Source organism: Micromonospora sp. URMC 106 (genome assembly GCF_051386395.1).
In the GTDB taxonomy this organism is placed as follows: Bacteria; Actinomycetota; Actinomycetes; order Mycobacteriales; family Micromonosporaceae; genus Micromonospora.
Map to the genome: position 1 here is coordinate 1 of NZ_JBPQTP010000063.1, position 21,437 is coordinate 21,437.

Genomic DNA, 21,437 nt, shown 5'->3' on the forward strand with positions numbered 1-21,437 from the left:
GCGCCCGGCCGGCCGGGCGCGGCCCTGACCTTCGGCGCGGGACCGCGCGGCTGCCCCGGCGAGCGGCACGCGCTGGCCCTGGCCGCCGGGGTGGTGCAGGTGCTGCGCCACCGCTGCCGGACCGTGCCCGCCCCGGTGCCCCACGAACCACACGCGCTGCTGCGCGTCCCCACGAAGATCGAGGTGGAGAACCGATGAACGAACGCTGCGCCGCCTTCCACGCCCTGCACCACACCGGCCGGCCGCTGCTGTTGCCCAACGCCTGGGACCACGCCAGCGCCGCCGCGTACGCCGCGCGGGGGTACCGCGCCGTCGGCACCACCAGCCTGGGGGTCGCGGCGGCCGCCGGCCTGCCGGACGCGGCGGCGGCGACCCGGGCGGAGAACGTCCGGCTGGCCCGCGCGCTGCGCGGGCTCCCGGTGCTGCTGACCGTCGACGTGGAGGCGGGCTGCGCCGACGACCCGGCGGCCGTCGCCGACCTGGCCGCCGAGCTGGCGGCGCTCGGGGTCGTCGGGATCAACATCGAGGACGGCCGCGGCGACGGCGCCCTCGACCCGCCGGAGCTGGCCGCGGCCAAGGTGGCCGCCGTCAAGGCCGCGGTGCCGGACCTGTTCGTCAACGCCCGCACCGACACGTGGTGGCTCGGCGTGCCCGACCCGCTGCCGGAGACCCTGCGCCGCGCCCGCCAGTACCGGAACGCCGGCGCCGACGGGATCTTCGTGCCGCAGGCGCCGGACGCCGGCACGATCGCCGCCCTCGTCGCCGGGATCGACGCGCCGCTGAACGTGCTGCACCAGCCCGGCGGGCCCACCCTCGACGAGCTGCGGGCGCTCGGCGTGGCGCGGGTGAGCACGGGCTCGCTGCTGTTCCGGGTCGCGCTCGGTGCCGCCCTGGACGCCCTGGACGCCGTCCGGTCGGGTGCCGCGCTCCATCCGGAACCGCCCTCGTACGCCGGGGTGCAGCGGTTGAGCGGGGAGTCCCGGCCGTAGCGGTTCGTGCCCGGCGGCGCCTTCGCGCGGCCCCTTAGGAGGAGATAAGAGGATTGTTCGGACTCATCCCGTCCCGCCTGATTACGGTGTGCCCCAGGGGCGATGCACACAGTGATGTCGTGACGGGAGAGAGGACCCGACCATGCGAGTGCCCAGCCGAAGTCCGGGACAGCAGCCCGGCCCCTCCGTCACTCCCGCCGCCCGCACGCGCCGACGCGTGCCCGGCACCCCGCCCCGTGCCGCCACCGCGCCGGACCTCGACGCCTACCGGGCGGCCGTCGCCGACCTGCTGGTCGAGGTCGGCGCCCTGGCCGGGGCGTCGTGCACGGCAGCCCGGCAGGTGCTGATCGACGACCGGCTGCGCGAGCCCGCGATCGCCGCGGTGCTCGACGCCACCCCACAGGGGCTGATCGGCGCCCGCGAGACGCTGCTGCTGGAGATGGCCCGCTACCAGCCCAACGCGCGCAGCTCCGCCGCCGACCTCACCGCGCTGGTCCGGATCTACCTGCTCTCCCGCGTCGACGTGATGTGGTGGCGCCACGCCCCGACCTTCCTCACCGACGCCCAGGTCGACGCCAGTCCGGACCTGGTGGACCTGGAGTGGCTGCGCCGCCGCGACCTGCTCCGCTTCCGCTACACCGAGCAGCCGAAGACGCTGCTCGGGCGGGGGATGCGGGCCGTCGGGCGCCGGCTGCGGCCGCACGCCACGCCCCGCACCGCCGGGCTGCGGTTCCGGCGGGCCCGGCGGGAGGTCGTGGCGCTGCTCAACGACATCGGCCGGGAGTTCGCCGCCACCACCCCGCCGGCCACCCCGCCGCTGTGGGTGACCAGCCTGGTCCGCAGCGCCGAGCACCAGCACCGGCTGCGCCGCCTCGGGTACGCCGCCATGGTGCCCAGCGGCCACTGCCTGGGCTGGGCGGTCGACGTCGAGCTGGAGTGGTTCGGCCGCTTCGGCGTCCGGGACACCCTCGCCGAGCTGTTGCTGGCCCGGCAGCGCGCCGGGGAGGTCAACGTGGTCGACGAGGGGCAGGCCTGGCACCTGTGCCTCGCCCCGAGCGCGAGCCGGCGGCTGCGCCGCGCGTACGAAGCCGAGATGGGGGTCTGAGCCGATGTGCGGCATCGCGTTGAGCCTCGGCCCCGAGGCCGACCCGACGACCTTCCGGCGGATGCTCGCCACCCTCGTCCCGCGCGGCGAGGTCACCGAGACCCGCTACGAGAACGGCCTGCTGACCGGCACCCGCCGGCTGCGGGTGGTGGATCGGGACCGGGCCGTGCAGCCCTGGACCTCCGCCGACGAGCGGTGGCTGCTCTGCTACAACGGCGAGGTCTTCAACCACCACGAGCTGCGCGCCGAACTGGTGCGGCTCGGACACCGCTTCCGCACCGCCGGCGACACCGAGGTGGTGCTCGAGGCGTTCCTGCGGTGGGGCGAGGGCATCGTCACCCGGCTGCGCGGCGAGTACGCCTTCGCGGTCGTGGAACGGGCCACGGGCCGGGCCTACCTGGTCCGGGACCCACTCGGCGTGAAGCCCCTCTACTGGGCCCGCACGCCCGGCTGCCTGCACGTCGCCAGCGAGGTGAAGGCGCTGGTCGGGCACGGCGCCCCGATCGCCGAGGTGCCGCCCGGGCACCACGGCTGGGCCGAGCCGGACGGGCAGGTCCGGCTGCGCGCGTACGTCGACCTGCTCGCCCTCGGCGACGGGCTGCCGGTGGTGGACGACCCGGACGAGGCCGCCCTGCTCGTCCGTGCCGCCCTCACCGACAGCATCCGGATGCGGGTGGACACCGACCTGACCGTCGGGGTGGTGCTCTCCGGCGGGCTGGACAGCTCGCTGGCCCTGCTGCACGTACGCGAGATGCACCCCGACTGCATCGCGGTCACGGTCGGGGTGCCGGAGAGCCCCGACGTGGCGTACGCGCGGCGGTTGGCGCGGGACCTCGGGGTGCCGCACGAGGTGGTGGAGCTGCGCCCGCGCGACATCCGGCTGGCCGACATCCGGGAGGCCATCCGGATCTCGGAGCTGACCGAGTACGGCGACATCATCAACGCCGTGGTCTCCGTGCCGCTCTTTCGTCGGCTGCACGAGCTGGGCGTCAAGGTGGTGCTCACCGGGGACGGCTCGGACGAGCTGTTCGGCGGCTACCCGATGTACCACGAGGTCGGCCCCGAGGCGTCCCGCCGGCTCTTCCTGCACAAGATCCGCAACCTCTGCCGTACGGAGTTGCAGCGCGTCGACCGGACCAGCATGGGGTACGGGGTGGAGGCCCGCGTGCCGTTCCTCGACCTGAGCCTGGTGGAGTTGGCGATGCGGCTGCCGATCGGGCTGAAGATGCGCGAGGGGCAGGAGAAGTGGATCGTCCGCCGGGCCTTCGCCGACCTGCTGCCCGACTACGTCCGCCGTCGGCCGAAGAACCCGATGTCGTACTCGTCGGGGCTGCACGAGCGCGCCCGGTTGTACCGGCCGCTCTTCGCCCGGCTGCACCGCTCGTTCGGCTACCACCTGCTCGAACCGGTCCGCCGCGACTTCGACAGCGTGCTGACCCGCTGCGACAACGACCTCGACCGGGCGCTGGCGGCCGGCCGGGCCCGGCCCGACTACACGGTGCTGGAGCACGCCCGCGACCTGGTGGGCGCGGCCAGGTGGAACGCCGCGCCGATGGTGCGCCGGCTGGTCGGCCCGCGCCGCACCCGGGGCGACGAGGCGCCGCTGCCGGGGTGAGGTGACGCCCTCGGGGTTGACTCTGACACGGTGTCACCGTCGACCGTAGGGGGGCCATGTTCAGTATCGGAGACTTCGCCCGACTGGGCCGGGTGTCGGTGCGGATGCTGCGCCACTACGACAGCATCGGACTGCTCCGCCCGGCCTCGGTCGACCCGCACACCGGCTACCGCTACTACGCCGCCGACCAGCTGCGCCGGCTCAACCGGGTGATCGCCCTCAAGGAGCTGGGCTTCACCCTGGCCCAGGTCCAGGCCATCCTGGACGACGTCCTCGACGTCGCCGAGCTGCGCGGCATGTTGCGGCTGCGCCGGTCGCAACTGGAGGCGCAGGTGGCGGCGGACACCGCCCGGCTCGCCGGGATCGGGGCGCGGCTCCGGATGATCGAGACGGAGGGTCAGATGACCACCGAGGACGTCGTACTCAAGCAGCTCCCGCCGGTCCGCCTGGCCGAGCTGAGCGCCACCGCCCGCAGCTACGAGACGCCCGACATCGGCCCGGTGATCCAGCCGCTCTATCCCGAGCTGTTCCGCCGGCTGGCCGCCGCCGGGGTCACGCCGAGCGGGCCGGGAATCGCCTGGTACGCCCCGGCGGGGGAGACCGACGCAGAGGCGGTCGTCGTGCACGCCGGGGTGACCGTGGCGGCCGGTCCCGATACGGCGGCCGACTTCGCCGTGGTCGACCTGCCCGCAGTGGACGCCGCGGCGACGATCGTGCACCGCGGCCCGATGGACGAGGTCGAGCGGAGCATGGCGGTGCTGGCCCGCTGGATCGAGGAGCACGGCTACCGGGCGGACGGCTTCGCCCGCGAGGTATACCTCGACTACTGCCAGGACGACCCGGAGAACGGCGTCACCGAGCTGCAACTGCCGGTCCGCCCGGCCTGAGCGTCGACCGGGCGCGGTGCCGGTCCGCCCCGGCGGCGTACCGGCATCCGGCGCGGGGAGCCCGCTTCGTGGGCCGGCGGCCGCTGGCGGCGGTCAGGAGCCAGGGTCCGTCCGGTCCGTGGCGGCCCGGATCCGGCCGACCAGTTGCTCCAGCGCGGCGACCTCCGCGCGCAGCGCCGAGCGGCCCCGTCGGGTCAGGCGCAGCCAGGTGCACGGCCGGCGGCCCTCGTACCCCTTGATCACCTGGAGCAGCTCGGCCTGCTCCAGGATCCGCAGGTGCCGGTTGAGGTTGCCATCCGTCAGCCCGAGCTCGTCGCGCAGGGTGGCGAACCGGCACTCGTGGGTCTCGCTCAGCACGGTGAGGATGCCGAGCCGTACCCGCTGGTGAACGACGTCGTCGAGGACGGTCGCCGGGTGCGGTTCCTCCTGGTCAGGCACCGGGGCCCCGGCGGGTCGACGCGAGGCGGACGGTGGCGACGGCGAGGATCGGCAGGGCCATCAGGACAAGATAGTGGCCTGGTCGCAGCGACAACTGGCCGCCGAGGGAGTCGCCCCCGACGGCCCAGCCCGGCACCGAGCCCAGGGGGTAGGTCGTGCAGAGCCAGCCGGCGAGCACCGCCATCCAGGCCCCGGCGGCGACGAGGCCGCGGCTGCGCTCGGCCCAGCCCAGCACGACGACAGACGCCGTGAGCGGCAGCAACGGGGTCAGCAGCCCGGCCCAGTAGGGGTTCCGCGCGACGGCGAGACCCTCCGGGACAGGACCGGTGGGCACGGCCGCCACCACGGCGAGCAGGGCCAACAGGCCGAGCCCGGCGGCGACGAAGGCCGGCCACGCCACGCGTACGCCGAGCCGGTGGGCGCGCCAGCGGTACCACAACGCCGTGCCGGCGAACAGCAGCGGGAACCCGGCGAGCCAGAAGACGTAGGAGAGCACCGGATTCCGCTGCTGATCCGGCAGCCCCGCCCAGAAGGGGTGGTCCGCCTCGATCGAGGCCGGTTGGGCGAAGGGCTCCCGGTAGAGGGCGATGCTCGCGAGCAGCAGCGCGGCGATGCCGGCGGCGGGCAGCCAGACGCCGCCGTGTGCCCGCCGGGAGGTGCGGGCGCGGAGCCGGTCGAGTTCGGCGAGGGTTCGTCCGGCCTCGGTGGTGGGGTCGCGGTCCATCGGGACCTCCTCGCTCTGCGTCAGTGAGATACTTTGCATCGCAAAGCCTAGGGGTGGGATCGACCGTCCACAAGGTCGTACCGCTGGGAGTCGGTGGCCGGAAGGAGGTCCGTATCGGCCGGGAGCCAATGGCCGAACGGGCCGGCCGGGAGCGAGCCGAGGACTGCGCCGCGCCGCCCGGGGTAACACCAGAGCCATGACGGGACTGGACGTGATGGTGGTCGGGCAGGTGGCCCGGGACCTGGTGCTGCTGGTCGACGAGGTGCCGGAGGCCGGCGGCAGCGTGCCGGTGCGCCGCCGCCGCGAGCTGCTCGGCGGCAAGGGGGCCAACCAGGCCGTCGGGCTCGCCCAGCTCGGCGCGTCGGTCGGGCTGCTCGGCGTGGTCGGCGACGACGAGGTGGGGGAGCGGCTGCTGGCGCAGGCGCGGGCCGACGGGATCGACGTCGAGCGGGTGCTGCGCCGGCCCGGCACCCCGACCGGTCTCATCGTCGACGTGGTCGACGCCGACGCCCGCTGGCGCTACCTGGAGGACCTGCCCGAGGCCACCCTGCTCGACCCGGACGACGTGGCGGGGGCCGCCGGCGCGCTGCGCGCGGCGCGGGCCGTGCTGGTGCAGTTGCAGCAGCCGGCGCGGGCCGCCCTGGTCGCGGCCCGGACCGCCCGGGAGGCCGGCCGGCTGGTCGTGCTCGACGGCGCCCCGACCGACCTGGCGGACGCCGACGAGCTGCTCGCCCTCGCCGACGTGCTGCGCGCCGACGCGCAGGAGGCCGAGCTGATCACCGGCGACGCGCCGCGCGACGCCGAGGGCGGCCTCGCCGCCGGGCGCAAGCTGCTGCGGCGCGGGCCGTCCCTGCTGGCGATCGAGGTGGCCGGGGAGGGCAACGCCTTCGTCTGGCCGGACGGCGAGTTGTTCCTGCCGCTGAGCGAGACGCCCACCGTGGACGACACCGGCGCCGGAGACGCGTTCGTCGCCGCGTTGACGCTCGGCCTGCTGCGCGGTGAGCCCCGGGACCGCGTCGCCCGCTACGCCGTGGCGGCCGCCGGCGCCACCGTCGGCCACCCGGGCGGCCGCCCGGCGCTGACCGACGAGGCGATCCGGGAGCAGCTCGCGCGGATCCCCTCCGGCTGACCGTCCCCGCCGCCGGTCGCGCGGCGGAGCGGCCGATCGGCCGGTGGACAACCCTCGATTCCTGTCCTAGCGTCCAGAGGATATGCGGAGGACTCTCCTGGGCGCCGGTGTCGCCCTGCTGCTCGCTGTGACCGCCTGCTCCGGCGCGGAGCCCGGGCCGCCCGCGTCGCCGGCGGCGGCGACGCCGGCCGGCACGCCGAGCGCCTCCCGGCAGGACCCCGGCCAGGTCGAGAAGACCCTGGCCAGCCTGCGCAAGGTGAACGACCTTCCGCTGTACGAGATGACCTACGTCGGGGCGTACGACGCGACGGTCGGCACCGACGCGCGCCCGGCCAAGGCGTTCGGCTGCTCCCTCTTCGCCGCCACCGGCGACCCGGCCCGGCCGCTGTTCGCCCGCAACTTCGACTGGGACGCCAACCCGGCGCTGGTGCTGCGCACCGACCCTCCGCAGGGGTACGCCTCGATCTCCGTGGTGGACATGTCCTACCTCGGGGTGGGCTCCGACCCGACCGGCGACCGGCGGCTGCTGAACGCGCCGCTGCTGCCGTTCGACGGGATGAACGAGCGGGGCCTCGCGATCGGGCTCGCCGCCGACGACGGCGCGCGGGCCGTCGCCGACCCGGGCAAGGCGACCGTCGGGTCGGTCCGCATCCAGCGTCTGGTGCTCGACCAGGCGGCCACGGTGGACGAGGCGGTGGCCGTCTTCGAGCGGTACAACCTCGACTTCACCGACGGGCCGCCCCTGCACTACCTGCTCGCCGACGCGACCGGGGCCTCCGCGGTGGTCGAGTTCGTCGACGGGAAGATGTCGGTCGACAGGGGACGCGGCGACTGGCGGGCGCTGACCAACGTGCCCGTCGTCGGGGTGGACGAGCAGCGCCGCCGCGCCGACCACCGCTACGGAGTGATCGCCGCCGCGCTCGACAGGACGGGCGGCACGGTGGACGCCCCGGCGGCGTTCGAGATCCTCAACGACGTACGCCAATCGCACACCCGCTGGTCGGTCACGTACGGCCTGCGCAGCGGCGAGGTCCGGCTGACCACCGCGACCGGCGGCGGCGAGCGGCGCTACCAACTCCCGGTGACCTGACCCGCGCGTTCCGGGGCGCGACCGCGACAGGCCGGCGCCAGGACGCCCTCCATCGGGCACGCACGCTCGCGCGACGGCGGCCTTCGTCGGACACCCACGCTCGCGCGACGGCGGCCCAGGGCGTGTCCTGCCGATCTCGTAGTGGTTGGGCGGTGACGATGTGCCGGTGGTACGTCGTGGTGAAGTCACCGATGAGGCGTGGGCGGTGATCGCGCCGTTGCCGCCGGAGCCTGGTGGTTCGCGGGGGCGGTGGCGCGATCACCGGCAGGTCATCAACGGGATCTTGTGGAAGCTGCGCACGGGTGCGCCATGGCGTGACCTGCCGGAACGCTTCGGGCCGTGGAAGACCTGCCACGAACGGCTACGCCGCTGGGCGGCCGACGGGACGTGGGATCGGATCCTCGCCGCCGCGCAGGTGCGTGACGCCGGCACGCCGGTGCAGTGGACGATCAGCATCGACTCGTCGATCGTGCGGGCGCACCAGCATGCCGCTGGCGCCCGCAAAAAGGGGACTCCCCGACAAGTGCGGCGACGCCTGGTGCGCAAGCTGGCGAGGCCATCGGCCGATCCCGGCGGGCAACCGCACCGTCCAGACCATCATCCGGGCCTACGCCCTCAAACGAAGCCCTGAGCTGGAAGGCAGCCCGGGACAGGAGAAGGCGGAGGGCGTCCAGCGATCCGGGTACGACGACCCGGCCGCTGGATGCCCTCCGTCTGTCGGCTCCCATCGACGCCATCGGTGAAGGACGGCGCCGGCGGCCTGGAAGCACGGCGCTCGCTCAACGCACTCGACCACAGCAGCGCGTCACTCAGCCGTCCTGCGCGATCCATGCGGCGATGTCGACGTCACGCGGGTGTACGGGTTCGGAGAGCACGATGCCGGTGGTGGTGTCGCCCAGCTGCGCGAGGCGCTCGATGACCTGCTCCAGGTGCTTTGCGTCCCGGACGGCGACGGTCAACTCGTAGCAGTTCTGCCCGGTGACATGGACGCAGGAGAGCACGTGCCCCATGGTGAGCAACTGCTCACGCACACCCTGGGAGTTGCGGACGGAACGGTGCCGGGGGCGCAGGGACACATGGGCGCGCAGGCCCAGCCCGAGCCGGGCGAGGTCGAGGTCGGCCCCGTAGCCCTTGATGACGCCGGAGTCCTCAAGGCGCCGCATCCGCTCGGCGACCGCCGGGCGGCTCAGCGACACCCGGCGGCCCAGCTCGGCGACGCTGATCCGGCCATCACGGGAAAGCTCGCGGATGATCGCGAGATCAGCGGCATCCCACGATGACGATCTGCCGGTTGTCATGAGGAATCAGCTCCTTATCGACGGCCGTCGCCCGCAAATCCCGTCGAAAGGGCATGGGCGAAGGATCTGCCGCAGCCTACTGTCTTCCACCATGAAGGCGACGGTGCTGCACGGGGCTGGTTGGGTGGACGTCATCGACGTCCCCGACCCGATGATCGAGCAGCGTGGTGACGCGGTGGTGAGAGTGTCCCTCGCGGCCGTGTGCGGTTCCGATCTCTGGCCCTATCGGGGCCAGGAGTCGTTCACTCCCGGTGATCGCATGGGGCACGAGTGGGTCGGGATCGTCGAGGAGGTCGGCGCGGACGTCGCTCGTGTCCGGCCGGGCGATCTCGTCCTGGCCCCGTTCGCCTTCGCCGACGGAACCTGCCCCGCATGCCGCGACGGTTGGTTCACCTCCTGCCCGGCCGGCGGCTTCTGGGGAGGCGGCAACGGCGGTGGTCAGGCTGAGGCGGTCCGCGTGCCGTTCGCCGACGCGACGCTCGTCCCGGTCCCTGCGGACGCCGACGCGGAGCTGCTGCGCCGACTACTGCCGCTGACCGACGTGATGGCGACCGGCACCCACGCCGTCGCGCTGGCCGGAGTCCGGCCGGGCGCGACCGCCGTCGTCCTGGGCGACGGTGCCGTCGGGCTCTGCGCGACGCTCGCCGCGCGCCGCGCGGGAGCAGCACGGATCATCCTCGTCGGCCGTCACCCCGACCGGAGCGCTCTCGCCACACGTATGGGGGCGACTGATGTCCTTCCTGCGGGCGACCCCGCGACCGTCGGCCTCATCCGGGAGGCGACCGAGGGTGGCGTGCCGGGTGTCGCAGAATGCGCAGGAACCCAGTCCGCCCTCGACCTCGCGATCGACCTCGTCCGGCCCGGCGGCACGATCGGCTCCGTCGGCGTGCCCAACGGCGTGGACCGGGTTGACCTCTACCGGCTGTTCCGCCACAACATCACCCTGAGGGCGGGGGTCGCCCCCGCCCGCCGTCACATGGAGCTCCTCCTTGCCGACGTCCTCGCCGAGCGGCTGGACCCGTCACCCGTCTTCTCGGCCGAGGTCCCCCTCGATGCCGTCGCCACCGCCTACCAGGCCATGGACACACGCCAGGCAGTCAAGGTCGCGATCCGGCCTTGACCAGCACGACCAGAGGAGTCACATGACGCACCAGGCCCTTCGGCCCGACTACCCGATCCTGACGCCACGGCTGGCGCTACGGCCGCACCGCGCTGACGACCTCGACGACCTGCTCGAGTTCCACGGCGATCCCGAGGTCGTACGATTCCTCCCGTGGCCCGTCCGCGACCGGGAGGCGACGAACGCCGCGCTCACCGCGAAGCTGGACCAGGCGACCCTCACCGAACCGGGTCGATGGCTGGTGCTCGCCGTCGAGTTGCGCGAGACAAAGACCGTGATCGGAGAGGTCCTCCTGAAGTGGGCCAGCGCCGAGCACAGGCAGGGGGAGCTCGGCTTCGCCTTCGGGCGGGCCCATCAGGGCAGGGGGTACGCCGCCGAAGCCGCCGCCGAGATGCTGCGCCTCGGCATCGAGGACCTGGGCCTCCACCGCATCACCGCGGTGTGCGTCGAGGACAACGGCCCCTCGGCCCGGCTCCTGCGACGCCTCGGATTCACCCAGGAAGCGCGGCTGGTCGACGACATCTGGTTCAAGGGCGGCTGGGCCACCCGGCTTCTCTTCGCGTTGACCGAGGACGCCTGGCGCACGCCGGCGACGCCCCGCAGCGACGAGGAGGAGATCCGCTCCCTCATCCGCTGCTACTTCGACGCCTTCACCTCCGGATCCGGAGTCGACGAACGAATGGCGGCACTGCGCGACGCCATGCTGCCCGGAGCCATCATCGTCCGAACGTGCGGGATGGAACCCGCAGTGTACGACGTCGACGCCTTCATCGAGCCGCGGCGAGCCATGCTCGTCGACGGCACGCTCACCGACTTCCAGGAAGAAGCCCGGTCGGGCCGGCTGGACCTGTTTGGCGACATCGCCCAGTGGTTCGGGAGGTACGCCAAGGAGGGCCGCATGAACGGTGCCCCCCACAGCGGTGGCGGGATGAAGTCGATCCAGTTCGCGCGCACCGGGGCCGGCTGGCGCATCAGCGCGGCGATATGGGACGACGACCGCCCGCAGCGATAGGAGGAGTCATCGACAGCAGCGATTCCGGGCCCCGGAACGCGCCGGAGCCGACCCCACGCGAGTCCCGGAACTGGTCCATCGTGGTTACGTCCGGCTGCCCGGAGTGCGGCTTCCAGGCAGGCAGCATCGCTCCTGACGAAGCAGCCCGACGCCTCCGCACCGCGATGCTCGGCTGGGAAACGGTGCTCGCCGGCCCTGCGGCCTGCCAACGGCCGGCACCGCGGGCCTGGTCACCGACGGAGTACGCCTGCCACGTCCGCGACCTCTGCCGGCTGCTGCCGGCACGACTGGCCGTGATGGTCTCGTTCGAGGATCCGCAGTTCGAGAACTGGGACCAGGACGAGGCGGCGGTACGTCACGCGTACTGGGCAGTTCGGGCCGCAGAGGCGGCTGCCGACCTGAGGCGATGGGCCGCCGCTGCGGCGAGCACGCTCGAAGCGGTAATCGTTGACCAGGTGTCCAGGACCGGCCGCCGGAGCGACGGCACGCGCATGACCATCGGCGAGCTGTGCGCCAACTTCGTCCACGAGGTCGAACACCACCTCCAGGACGCCGGCGCACCTCGCCCGGGCCAGCACGCAGCCGAGGGCTGATGGCGGCGCCGAGGACGTCCCCGGCGGCAACCGGGCCAGATCCAGCGGCATGCTGGTGCGCCCGCACGATCGACGAGTCGATGCTGATCGTCCACTGCACCGGCGTGCCGTCGTCATGCACCTGCGCGGCGGCGAGGATCCGATCCCACGTCCCGTCGGCCGTCCAGCGGCGTAGCCGTTCGCCCTGGTCGGACCCGTGAGCTCGCGCGACGGGGTCTCCGTGAGCCGCCGCGCCGCCCGGCGCCTGGCCGGCCGGCAGCGGCGACGGAATCGCGACGGGCGCACCCGGAACGTGGGCGGGCCCGGCCCCCGCAGGTGGGGGCCGGGCCCGTCGGCGCGGTGTGCGACTACCAGCTCAGGTAGCTGGGTTGCGTCTGCACGTTCAGCTCGCGGTACCGGACGAGGTTCGCCGTCCAGGTCCGCCAGTCGGTCAGCTTCAGGACGTCGAAGCCCTTCTGCATGTCGTTGGAGTAGATGTAGCCGTTGTAGTAGTACGCGGACCAGGAACCGCCGCCGGTCAGCCGGTCCGCCGACAGCGGGCCCCGCTCCCAGAACGCGATCTCCTTGGGGTTGGCCGAGTCGGTGAAGTCCCAGACCGAGATGCCGCCCTGGTACCACGCCTGGACCATGATGTCGCGCCCGAGCACCGGGATCAGCGAGCCGTTGTGCGCCACGCAGTTCTCGGTGTCGGCGTTGGCCCGGGGGATCTTGTAGTAGCTGCGGAAGACCATCGTGCGGGCGTCACCGCGGCCGGTGATGTCGTAGATGGCGTCCGCGCCCCGGTTCGGGCCGATGGCCTCGTTGCAGGTGGCCGCGCCGCCGCCGCCGAGCTCGTCGGTGAAGACCACCTTCGTGCCGGAGTTGTTGAACGTGGCCGAGTGCCAGAACGCGAAGTTGACCGTGTCCCGGACCTGGTGGATGACCCGCGGGGCCTCGCGGTCCGAGATGTCCATCAGGATGCCGTCACCCATGCAGGCGCCGGCGGCGAGGTTCTTCTCCGGGTAGGCGGTGATGTCGTGGCAGCCGGTGGTCGCCGAGCCGCCCGTGCGGCCCTCGTACCCGCCGTCGGGGAAGAGGTTCGGCGTGGCGACGACCGACGCGTCGGTGGGCGTCTTCAGCGGCACCTTGACGATGGAGATGGAGTCGTGCGGCGGCTGGCAGTCGGGGAACTCCGCCCGCGGGCTGTACGAGGAGACGTACAGGTAGACCGTCTTGCGGTCCGTCCCCGGCACGAGCGTGTGCGTGTGCGAGCCGCAGGCCGTCTCCACCGCCTTGACGTAGCGCGGGTTGGCCTTGTCGCTGATGTCGAAGACCTTGATGCCCTCCCAGGACTCCTTCAGCGTCGCCGACGCGCCGGCGCTGTTGCAGGAGTCGTCGCTACGGGGGGAGTCGGTGGAGAGGAACAGCAGGTCGCCGTGGACCGAGATGTCGTTCTGCGACCCGGGGCAGTACACCTGCGACACGACGGTCGGCGCGGTCGGCCGCGAGATGTCGTAGATGACGAACCCGTTGTAGTTGCCGGCGAAGGCGTAGCGGCCCTGGAAGGCGAGGTCGCTGTTCGTGGCGTCCAGCGGGGCCTGCTTCGGCAGGTTGGCGACCTGCCGCAGGTTGGGGCTGCTCACGATCTCGTCGACGCCGGGGATGGTGTTGTTGGTGTCCACCGTGCCGGACGGGGCGAAGCGCGCCGCCACCCCGGCATTCCCCGGCGGGGCGGTGGCGACACTGGCGAGGAGGAGGCCGGCCGCGGCGATGCTCACAGTGGTGAGCCGTCGGGCCCGCGGGGTGCGGAATCTGATCATCGGCGAGGCCCTTCGCAAGGGGGTGACGATTGTCGACACCTTACCGTCCGACGAGAGTCATCGATGTGACCTGGGTCACATGTCGGGCTCTCCGTCAATGGATACGATCGCCATGACCTCTACCGGCGGGAGTGGCCCATGACCAACCGGCGCGCGCGGATCCTGGCCGTCGTCACATCCGTGCTCGTGGTGTCGGTCGGGGCCGTGGTCCTGTCCCGGTCCGGCGAGGAATCGACCCCGCCCGCCGCGCAGCCGGTCGCCGCCTCGGCGTCGGCTCCGGCCCCGGTCGATCCGGGCCGACCCGCCGTGATCGTGCCGGGCCGACCGGGTGAGACCGCCGCGGTCCGCCCCGCCGAGGAGCTGCGCGGCGCCGCCACCTCCCGGCACAACTCGATGGACGTCTGGTTCGTCCGGATGATGATCCCGCATCACGCCCAGGCCCTGGAAATGGCCGAGCTGGCCCCGGACCGCGCCGCCGACCCGGACCTGCGCGCCCTCGCCGAGCGGATCAGGGCCAGCCAGGGCCCGGAGATCGGCATGATGCGGGGCTGGCTGCAGGCCCGGGGGCTCTCCACCGACGTGCCGGGGCACGACCACGGCAGCATGCGGGGCATGCAGTCGCCCGAGGCGATGCGCCAGCTCGCCGCCGCCCGGGGCGCCGAGTTCGACCGGCTCTTCGTCCGGATGATGAGCGAGCACCACCGGGGCGCCGTCCAGATGGCCACCGACCTGCTCAAGGTCGGCGCCGACCTCACCCTGTCCGAGTTCGCCAACTCCGTCGCCACCGAGCAGGCCGTCGAGATCGACCGGATGCGGGACCTGCTGGCCTCCTGACCCGGCGCGCGCCGGCCTGCACCTCACCCGCGGCACGTACGCTGGGTGACCGTGAACCGCACGATCTTCGGCCGCCCGCTGCGCAGCGTCGCCTTCGACGTCCTCGTCTCCGCGATGGTGGTGCTCCTCGGCCTCGCCGGTGTGGTGAACCAGCCCGGCGGGTGGAAGGCCACCCTGGTCGGGGTCGCGATGGCGGTGGCGCTGCTGTTCCGCCGCGCCCACCCGTCGGCGGTCGCCGCCGCGGTGGCGGTGCTCGCGCTGATCCAGGTGGCCGCCACCTGGGGCCCGCTGGCCTTCGACGTCGCGGTGCTGGTCGCCCTCTACAGCGTCGTGAAGTACGCCGACCGGCTCCGCGACGGCGTCCTCGCCGGGGCCACCGCCGCCGTCGGGGTGGTGCTCGCCGCCGTCCAGACCCGGGGCGCCGTCGCCTGGTGGGCCACCGCGATCTACTTCGGGCTGGTCACCGGGGCGGTCTGGCTGGTCGGGCTGAACGTGCGGACCCGCCGGCTCTACGTGCTCAGCCTGGAGGAGCGGGCCGCGACCCTGGAGCGGGAACGCGAGGCGGAGGCCCGCGCCGCCGTCGCCGGGGAGCGCACCCGCATCGCCCGCGAACTGCACGACGTGGTGGCGCACAGCATGGCTGTCATGATCGTGCAGGCCGACGGGGCGCGCTTCATGCTCGACCGGGACCCGGAGACCGCCCGGCACGCGGTGAAGGTGGTCGCCGACACCGGCCGGCAGGCGCTGGAGGACATGCGTCGGCTGGTCGGCGTACTGCGCGAGGCGGACCCGCCCGACGCGGCGGCCGCCCCGGGCGCGTCCGTCGCGCCCGGCGACGCCGGGGTGACCGCCGACCCGGAGCACCGCCGGCTGGTGCTGGCCGAGCTGCCCGCCCTGCTCGACCGCTTCCGCGCCGCCGGCCTGCGGGTGCGCCACACGGTCACCGGCGAGCCGGCACCGCTGCCACCCGGGCTGGAGCTGACCCTCTACCGGGTGGTGCAGGAGGGGCTGACCAACGCGCTCAAGCACGCCGGCGTCGGCGCCGGCGTCGAGGTCGGCCTCCACCACGGCGGGGACGCCGTCGTGGTCCGGGTGGTCGACGACGGGCGCGGCCGGCCCCCGGTCAGCCCCGCCCCGTCCGGCGGGCACGGGCTGGTGGGCATGCGCGAGCGGGTGAGCGTGTACGACGGCAGCCTGGCCGCCGGCCCGCGACTGGCCGGGGGCTGGCAGGTCGAGGCGCGGCTGCCGCTACCGTCGACGCCCGGGACGACGGAGGTGATCGCGGCATGACGGTCCGCGTGGTGATCGTGGACGACCAGGCGCTGGTCCGCGCCGGCTTCCGGATGGTGCTGGACTCCCAGCCCGACCTGGAGGTCGTCGGCGAGGCGATCGACGGCGCGGACGCGCTGCGGGTGCTGGCCCGCGTCGAGGCCGACGTCGTGGTGATGGACGTCCGGATGCCGACCATGGACGGCGTCGAGGCTACCCGCCGGATCTGCCGGGACCGGCCCGCCGGGTCGCCCCGCGTGCTGGTGCTCACCACCTTCGACACCGAGGCGGACGCGTTCGCCGCGTTGCAGGCCGGCGCCAGCGGCTTCCTGCTCAAGAACGTCCCGCCGGAGGAGCTGCTCGCCGCCATCCGGGTGGTCGCCCAGGGCGACTCGGTGGTCGCCCCGTCGATCACCCGCCGGCTGCTCGACCGCTTCGCCGGCCGGCTCGGCCCGGGCCCCGCCGAGGACCCCCGCCTCGCCCAGCTCACCGAGCGGGAGCGCGAGGTCCTCCTGCTGGTGGCGCAGGGGCTCTCCAACGCCGAGATCGCCGCCCGGGTGCACGTCGCCGAGGCGACCGTGAAGACCCACGTCGGGCGGATCCTGGCCAAGCTCCAGCTCCGCGACCGCGTGCAGGCGGTGGTGCTGGCCTACGAGAGCGGCCTCGTCACCCCCGGCGGCTGAGCCGGCGTACGACCCAGGTCGTACGGGTCCGCCCCGTCGGGGGCACCCCTGGTCGCAGCGAGGTCGAGCGCGCGGGTGGACGCCCCCGGGCCGCCGCGCCCATAGCGTCGGAGACGTCCCAGTCACGATCTCCACGGGGAGCACCACGTGTCCGTCGCACCTCCCGCGCACGCCACCGCCGGCGTCGCGGTCACCGCCCGCGGCCTGTCCAAGCGGTACGGCGCCGGCCAGGCCGCCGTCGTCGCGCTCGACGACGTCGACGTCGACTTCGCCGCCGGCCGGTTCACCGCCATCATGGGCCCGTCCGGCTCCGGCAAGTCCACCCTGATGCACTGCCTCGCCGGCCTGGACCGCCCCACCGCGGGCAGCGTGCGCATCGGCGACGCCGACCTCTCCCGGCTCGACGACAAGCGGCTCACCCTGCTGCGCCGCGACCGGGTCGGCTTCGTGTTCCAGAAGTTCAACCTGCTGCCGGCGCTGACCGCCGAGGAGAACATCGTGCTGCCGCTGGCTATCGCCGGCCGCCGGCCGGAGGCGGCCTGGCTGCGCCAGGTCGTCGCCGCGGTGGGGCTCGCCGACCGGCTGCGCCACCGGCCCGCCGAGCTCTCCGGCGGCCAGCAACAGCGGGTGGCGGTCGCCCGCGCGCTGATCACCAAGCCGTGGGTGATCTTCGCCGACGAGCCGACCGGCAACCTCGACTCGCGCTCCGGCGCGGAGGTGCTGCGCCTGCTCCGCGAGGCCGTCGACGCCCTCGGTCAGACCGTGATCATGGTTACCCACGACCCGCTGGCCGCCGGGCACGCCGACCGGGTGGTCTTCCTCGCCGACGGCCGGCCCGTGCGGGACCTCACCGCGCCGACCCCCGAGCGGGTGCTGGACACCCTCGCCGGCCTCGACCCGGCGCGCGTGCCGGCCGGCGGACACGCGGTGGTGACCCGGTGATCCGGCTGACCCTGCGCCAGCTCCGCGCCGAGGCGGTGCGCCTGCTCCTCTCCTCCCTGGCCATCGTGCTCGGCGTCGCCTTCATCGCCGGCACGCTGATCTTCGTCGACGGGATGCGCGCCGGCGCGTACGACCGGGCGGGCACGTTCGACCGGCACACCGACCTCGCCGTGTACTCCGCCACGAAGGACCCGCTGCCGGCCGCGCTGGTCGACCGGGTACGCGCGCTCGACGGGGTCGCCGCCGCCGAGGGGGAGCTGCTGGGCTCCGGCGGGATCGTCGGCGCCGACGACCGCCCCGTGCTCGGCTACGCCGTGCTCGCCGCGGTCCCCGTCGACCCGGCGCTGCGCTCGTACGACGTGGTGGCCGGGCGGCTGCCCGACCGCCCCGGCGAGGTGGTGCTGGACGCGCCCACCGTCGCCGAGGAGGGCTTCACCCTCGGCGGGCCGGTACGCGTCGGCGGCAGTCAGGGAGCGGCCCGCCCGTACACCCTGGTCGGCACGGTCGACGTGGCCGACACCTCCCGCGACGTCGGTGGCCCGTTCATCGGCCTGGTCGGCGCGGACGCCCTCGCCGTGACCGGGCAGCGCGGCTACGACCGGATCATGGTGGCCGCCCGTCCCGGGGTCGCGGACGCGGCGCTGGCCGACCGGGTCGCCGAGACCGCCGGAGCCGGCGCGACCGTCAAGACGCGCCAGCGCATCCTCGACGACGCGGTCGAGGACGCGGTCCGCAACCTGGAGCAGTTCAACATGGTGCTGCTGACCTTCGCCGGGGTCGCGGTGGTGGTCGCCGGGTTCGTCATCGCCAACACCTTCGCCATCGTGCTCGCCCAGCGGACCCGGCGCACGGCGCTGCTGCGGCTGGTCGGCGCGACCCGGGGGCAGCTGTTCCGGGCGGCGCTGCTGGAGTCCGCCGTGATCGGCGCGGTCGCCTCCGCGGTCGGCGTGCTGCTGGGCGTCGCGCTGGCCGGCGGCATGAACAAGCTCATGACGCGGCTGGACGCGCCGGTCTCCGGCGGGCTCACCCTCACCGCCTCGACCGTGCTGCTCAGCCTGCTGCTGGGTACGGCGATCACGGTGGGTGCCGCCCTGCTGCCCGCGTGGCGGGGCACCCGGGTGCCGCCGGTCGCCGCGCTCACCGACGCGGCGGTCCAGCCCGCCCGCGGCGCCGGCCGGTTCCGGCTCGCCGCCGGTGCGCTGGTCTTCGCCGCCGGGGTCACCGCGCTGGTCGGCGCCGCGTTCGCCGTCCAGGTGGTGCTGGTGGCGCTCGGCGGGGTGCTGACCTTCTTCGGCATCGTGCTGTTCGGGCCGGTGCTCGTCCCGGCGCTGGTGCGGGTGCTGGGCTGGCCCGCCCGCAAGCTGTTCGGCGCCACCGCCGGCCTGGCCGTGGCCAACGCCGTGCGCAACCCGCGCCGGATCGCGGCGACCGCGACCGCCCTGGTCATCGGCATCGGGCTGGTGTCGGCGTTCGTGGTGGGCGCGCGCAGCACCAAGGACGGCATCGAGCGCAGCGTGGACGCCGAGATCGGGGTCGACTGGCTGGTCACCGGGGTCGCCGGGGACCTGCCCGCGCCGCTCGTCGGCGAGCTGCGCGCCCGGCCCGAGCTGGCGGTGGTGCACGAGCAGCGCAGTGCCGTCACCGCCGACGTCGAGGTCCGGGCCGCCCATCCCGCCCTGGTCGGCCGGACGCTGACCGGGGTCGTGGCCGGCGACGTCGACCGGCTCGCCCCCGGGTCGGTGCTCGTGCACCGGGAGTTGGCGCAGGCGCGGGGCTGGACGACCGACTCCACCGTCACCGTGCGGGGGCGCTCGTTCCGGGTGGCCGCCATCGTCACCGACGACGGGCCGGCCCTGGCCGGCAGCTCCGTCCCGGCCGGTCACGTCATCGACGTGGTGGACGCGGACTTCACCGCGCTCTTCCCCGCGGAGCGGGGCCACCTGGCCGAGATCGACCCCGCCGACGGCGTCACCGCCGACCAGGCCCGGGCGGCCATCGAGGAGGTGGTCGCGCGCTATCCGACGGCCAACCTGATGGACCAGGGGGCGTACAAGAAGATGCTCACCAGCACGGTCGACATGCTGCTCGCGTTCGTCACCGCGCTGCTCGGTCTGGCCGTGGTGATCGCGTTGGTCGGGGTGGCGAACACGTTGAGCCTGTCGGTGGTCGAGCGGACCCGGGAGAACGCCGTGCTGCGGGCGGTCGGGCTGACCCGGGGCCGGATGCGGGCCATGCTGGCCGTCGAGGCGGTGCTGGTGGCGCTGGTCGGCGCGCTGCTGGGGGTCGGCCTCGGCACCAGCGTCAGCGCGGCCGCGATGGCCCTGCTGGCCCGGATCAGCGGAGACTTCGCCGTGGTGCTGCCGCTGGGTCAGCTCGGGCTGATCCTCGGGGTCGCCGTGGTGGCCGCCCTGGTCGCCTCGGTGCTGCCGGCCCGCCGGGCGCTCGCCCGGCCGGTGGTCGAGGCGCTCGGCGACCAGTGACATCCGCCGGCCGGTCCCGTCGCCCTTCGCGGGTGGCGGGACCGGCCAGCGGTGCCGGGTCTACAGCCGCTCCACCACCGGGCCGGAGCACCGGTTGCGGGTGTCGAAGACGTACCGGGCGTGCCGGACGACCAGGTCGTAGTCGAAGTCGTCGTGGTCGGTGACCACCACCACCGCGTCGGCCGCGCGGACCTCCCGCTCGGTCAGGTCCACCACGAGGACCCCGGCTGGGATGTGGTGCGGCTCCGCGTACGGCTCCACCGCCCGCACGTCCGCCCCGAGGGCCTGCAGGCGGCGGGCGACCTCGACGGCGGGGGAGTCGCGCATGTCGCCGGTGTTCTTCTTGTACGCCAGCCCGAGCAGCAGCAGCCGGGCCCCGCTCACCGTGCGGCCGGTCCGGTTCAGCCCGCCCATGATCCGCTGCGCCACGTGCTCGGGCATCTCGTGGTTGATGTCGTTGGCCAGCTCGATGAACCGGAACTGCCGCCCGAGGCGCCGCTTGACCTGCCACGACAGGTAGCACGGGTCGATCGGCAGGCAGTGCCCGCCCACCCCGGGGCCGGGCCGGAACGGCATGAACCCGAACGGCTTGGTCTCGGCGGCGTCGATCGCCTGCCAGACGTCGATGTCAAGGTGGTGGGAGAGCATGGTCAGCTCGTTGATCAGAGCGATGTTGACCTGGCGGAAGGTGTTTTCGATCAGCTTGGTCAGCTCCGCCACCCGGGTGGAGCCCACCGGCACGGTCCGCTCGACGATCCGCCGGTAGAACCCGTCCACCCGCTCCAGGGAGTCCGCGTCCACGCCGGAGACCACCTTCGGGGTGTTCTCCAGCCGCCACGTCCGGTTGCCCGGGTCGATCCGCTCCGGGCTGTAGCCGAGGTGGAAGTCGCCGGGGCTGCGCAGCCCGCTCGCCGACTCCAGCAGCGGGCGCAGCAACTCCTCGGTGGTGCCGGGGTAGGTGGTCGACTCCAGGATCACCGCGCAGCCCGGCCGGACGTAGGGGCCGATGCCGATGCCGGCCTGCTCCACGAAGCTGAGGTCGGGGGTGCCGTCGCGCAGCGGCGTGGGCACCGTGATCACGCAGATGTCGAAGCCCTCGGCGTCGGCGTACTCGGTGCTCGGGTGGTAACGGCCGCTGCCCAGCGCGCGGCCCAGCCGGTCGGCGGGGATGTCCTCGACGAACGACTCGCCCGACGCGAGCCGCTTGACCCGGTCGGCGTCGACGTCGAGGCCGACCACGTCCAGACCGGCCTCGACAGCCCGCATGGCCAGTGGCAGGCCGACGTACCCCTGGCCGATCACGACCAACTTCTCAACGCTCACCCGGACTCCCGAGGCAGACGGAAACAACGCCGCTTCGGAGCGTAGGGCGATCCGTGTGCCCGTAAGTCCGTTTTGGGATTATCGGTGCTGCTGGGGCGCTCGGCGCG

19 protein-coding genes and 3 pseudogenes are annotated in these 21,437 nt (G+C 73.9%); 16 read left to right on the top strand and 6 right to left on the bottom strand.

The features are described 5' to 3' along the window. The 5 genes and pseudogenes from ACSNOB_RS19425 to ACSNOB_RS19445 form a co-directional block, all read left to right on the top strand. Window positions 1-198 (top strand): annotated as a pseudogene (locus ACSNOB_RS19425) (cytochrome P450); the annotation flags it as partial. Continuing rightward, window positions 195-989, top strand: a complete 795-nt coding sequence (locus ACSNOB_RS19430; RefSeq protein WP_436687935.1) for an isocitrate lyase/PEP mutase family protein — start codon at window positions 195-197, stop codon at window positions 987-989. The pseudogene ACSNOB_RS19425 and the gene ACSNOB_RS19430, both read left to right, overlap by 4 nt. Before the next feature lie 142 nt (window positions 990-1,131). Continuing rightward, on the top strand, window positions 1,132-2,094 hold the full coding sequence (locus ACSNOB_RS19435) for a DUF5715 family protein (protein ID WP_436687936.1): 963 nt from the start codon (window positions 1,132-1,134) through the stop codon (window positions 2,092-2,094). 4 nt (window positions 2,095-2,098) lie between these two features. Next, a complete protein-coding gene (locus ACSNOB_RS19440) occupies window positions 2,099-3,709 on the top strand; it encodes an asparagine synthetase B family protein (RefSeq protein ID WP_436687937.1) in 1,611 nt (536 codons plus the stop codon). Window positions 3,710-3,765: 56 nt separating this feature from the next. Next, window positions 3,766-4,596, top strand: a complete 831-nt coding sequence (locus ACSNOB_RS19445) for a MerR family transcriptional regulator (protein WP_436687938.1) — start codon at window positions 3,766-3,768, stop codon at window positions 4,594-4,596. Between the two features lie 93 nt (window positions 4,597-4,689). Here ACSNOB_RS19445 and ACSNOB_RS19450 read toward each other — a convergent pair whose 3' ends face one another. Both ACSNOB_RS19450 and ACSNOB_RS19455 read right to left on the bottom strand, forming a co-directional pair. After that, a complete protein-coding gene (locus tag ACSNOB_RS19450; RefSeq protein WP_436687939.1) occupies window positions 4,690-5,034 on the bottom strand; it encodes a winged helix-turn-helix domain-containing protein in 345 nt (114 codons plus the stop codon). Continuing rightward, window positions 5,027-5,758 (bottom strand): hypothetical protein, encoded by a 732-nt coding sequence (locus ACSNOB_RS19455; RefSeq protein WP_436687940.1) that lies wholly within the window; start codon window positions 5,756-5,758, stop codon window positions 5,027-5,029. The genes ACSNOB_RS19450 and ACSNOB_RS19455 overlap by 8 nt, the downstream gene beginning before the upstream one ends. 196 nt (window positions 5,759-5,954) lie before the next feature. Between ACSNOB_RS19455 and ACSNOB_RS19460 the strand changes: the two genes are divergently transcribed. From ACSNOB_RS19460 to ACSNOB_RS19470, 3 genes and pseudogenes are all read left to right on the top strand, one after another. Then, window positions 5,955-6,887: a PfkB family carbohydrate kinase gene (locus tag ACSNOB_RS19460; RefSeq protein WP_436687941.1), complete on the top strand. Its 933-nt coding sequence runs from the start codon at window positions 5,955-5,957 to the stop codon at window positions 6,885-6,887. Between the two features lie 82 nt (window positions 6,888-6,969). After that, on the top strand, window positions 6,970-7,977 hold the full coding sequence (locus ACSNOB_RS19465; RefSeq protein ID WP_436687942.1) for a linear amide C-N hydrolase: 1,008 nt from the start codon (window positions 6,970-6,972) through the stop codon (window positions 7,975-7,977). A gap of 166 nt (window positions 7,978-8,143) precedes the next feature. Continuing rightward, window positions 8,144-8,550 (top strand): annotated as a pseudogene (locus ACSNOB_RS19470) (IS5 family transposase); the annotation flags it as partial. A gap of 236 nt (window positions 8,551-8,786) precedes the next feature. Here the strand turns inward: ACSNOB_RS19470 and ACSNOB_RS19475 are convergent. Continuing rightward, window positions 8,787-9,275, bottom strand: a complete 489-nt coding sequence (locus ACSNOB_RS19475; RefSeq protein WP_436687943.1) for an Lrp/AsnC family transcriptional regulator — start codon at window positions 9,273-9,275, stop codon at window positions 8,787-8,789. A gap of 124 nt (window positions 9,276-9,399) precedes the next feature. Here ACSNOB_RS19475 and ACSNOB_RS19480 point away from each other — a divergent pair, with 124 nt between their 5' ends. From ACSNOB_RS19480 to ACSNOB_RS19490, 3 genes are all read left to right on the top strand, one after another. Next, a complete protein-coding gene (locus ACSNOB_RS19480; RefSeq protein WP_436687944.1) occupies window positions 9,400-10,395 on the top strand; it encodes an alcohol dehydrogenase catalytic domain-containing protein in 996 nt (331 codons plus the stop codon). Window positions 10,396-10,417: 22 nt separating this feature from the next. After that, a complete protein-coding gene (locus tag ACSNOB_RS19485) occupies window positions 10,418-11,407 on the top strand; it encodes a GNAT family N-acetyltransferase (RefSeq protein ID WP_436687945.1) in 990 nt (329 codons plus the stop codon). A 164-nt stretch (window positions 11,408-11,571) separates the two neighbouring features. Continuing rightward, entirely contained in the window at window positions 11,572-12,000 is a 429-nt protein-coding gene (locus ACSNOB_RS19490) for a DinB family protein (RefSeq protein ID WP_436687946.1), read from the top strand. Here ACSNOB_RS19490 and ACSNOB_RS19495 read toward each other — a convergent pair. Further along, window positions 11,942-12,181, bottom strand: a pseudogene (locus tag ACSNOB_RS19495) (IS5/IS1182 family transposase); the annotation flags it as partial. The gene ACSNOB_RS19490 and the pseudogene ACSNOB_RS19495 sit on opposite strands and share 59 nt — an antisense overlap. A 166-nt stretch (window positions 12,182-12,347) precedes the next feature. After that, window positions 12,348-13,799: an LVIVD repeat-containing protein gene (locus ACSNOB_RS19500; protein WP_436687947.1), complete on the bottom strand. Its 1,452-nt coding sequence runs from the start codon at window positions 13,797-13,799 to the stop codon at window positions 12,348-12,350. A gap of 138 nt (window positions 13,800-13,937) precedes the next feature. Here ACSNOB_RS19500 and ACSNOB_RS19505 point away from each other — a divergent pair, with 138 nt between their 5' ends. From ACSNOB_RS19505 to ACSNOB_RS19525, 5 genes are all read left to right on the top strand, one after another. After that, the gene (locus tag ACSNOB_RS19505; RefSeq protein ID WP_436687948.1) at window positions 13,938-14,633 is read left to right on the top strand and encodes a DUF305 domain-containing protein; all 696 of its coding nucleotides are present in this window, start codon (window positions 13,938-13,940) and stop codon (window positions 14,631-14,633) included. Window positions 14,634-14,678: 45 nt separating this feature from the next. Further along, the gene (locus ACSNOB_RS19510) at window positions 14,679-15,923 is read left to right on the top strand and encodes a sensor histidine kinase (RefSeq protein ID WP_436687949.1); all 1,245 of its coding nucleotides are present in this window, start codon (window positions 14,679-14,681) and stop codon (window positions 15,921-15,923) included. Continuing rightward, window positions 15,920-16,585 carry a response regulator gene (locus tag ACSNOB_RS19515; protein WP_436687950.1) on the top strand — a complete coding sequence of 222 codons (666 nt, stop codon included), beginning with the start codon at window positions 15,920-15,922 and terminating at the stop codon, window positions 16,583-16,585. The genes ACSNOB_RS19510 and ACSNOB_RS19515 overlap by 4 nt, the downstream gene beginning before the upstream one ends. A gap of 147 nt (window positions 16,586-16,732) precedes the next feature. Beyond that, entirely contained in the window at window positions 16,733-17,527 is a 795-nt protein-coding gene (locus ACSNOB_RS19520; RefSeq protein ID WP_436687951.1) for an ABC transporter ATP-binding protein, read from the top strand. After that, on the top strand, window positions 17,524-20,007 hold the full coding sequence (locus ACSNOB_RS19525) for an ABC transporter permease (protein ID WP_436687952.1): 2,484 nt from the start codon (window positions 17,524-17,526) through the stop codon (window positions 20,005-20,007). The genes ACSNOB_RS19520 and ACSNOB_RS19525 overlap by 4 nt, the downstream gene beginning before the upstream one ends. Before the next feature lie 60 nt (window positions 20,008-20,067). On the opposite strand, the gene ACSNOB_RS19530 is transcribed toward ACSNOB_RS19525, so the two are convergent. After that, window positions 20,068-21,330: a nucleotide sugar dehydrogenase gene (locus tag ACSNOB_RS19530; RefSeq protein ID WP_393109161.1), complete on the bottom strand. Its 1,263-nt coding sequence runs from the start codon at window positions 21,328-21,330 to the stop codon at window positions 20,068-20,070. Between the last annotated feature and the right edge of the window lie 107 nt (window positions 21,331-21,437).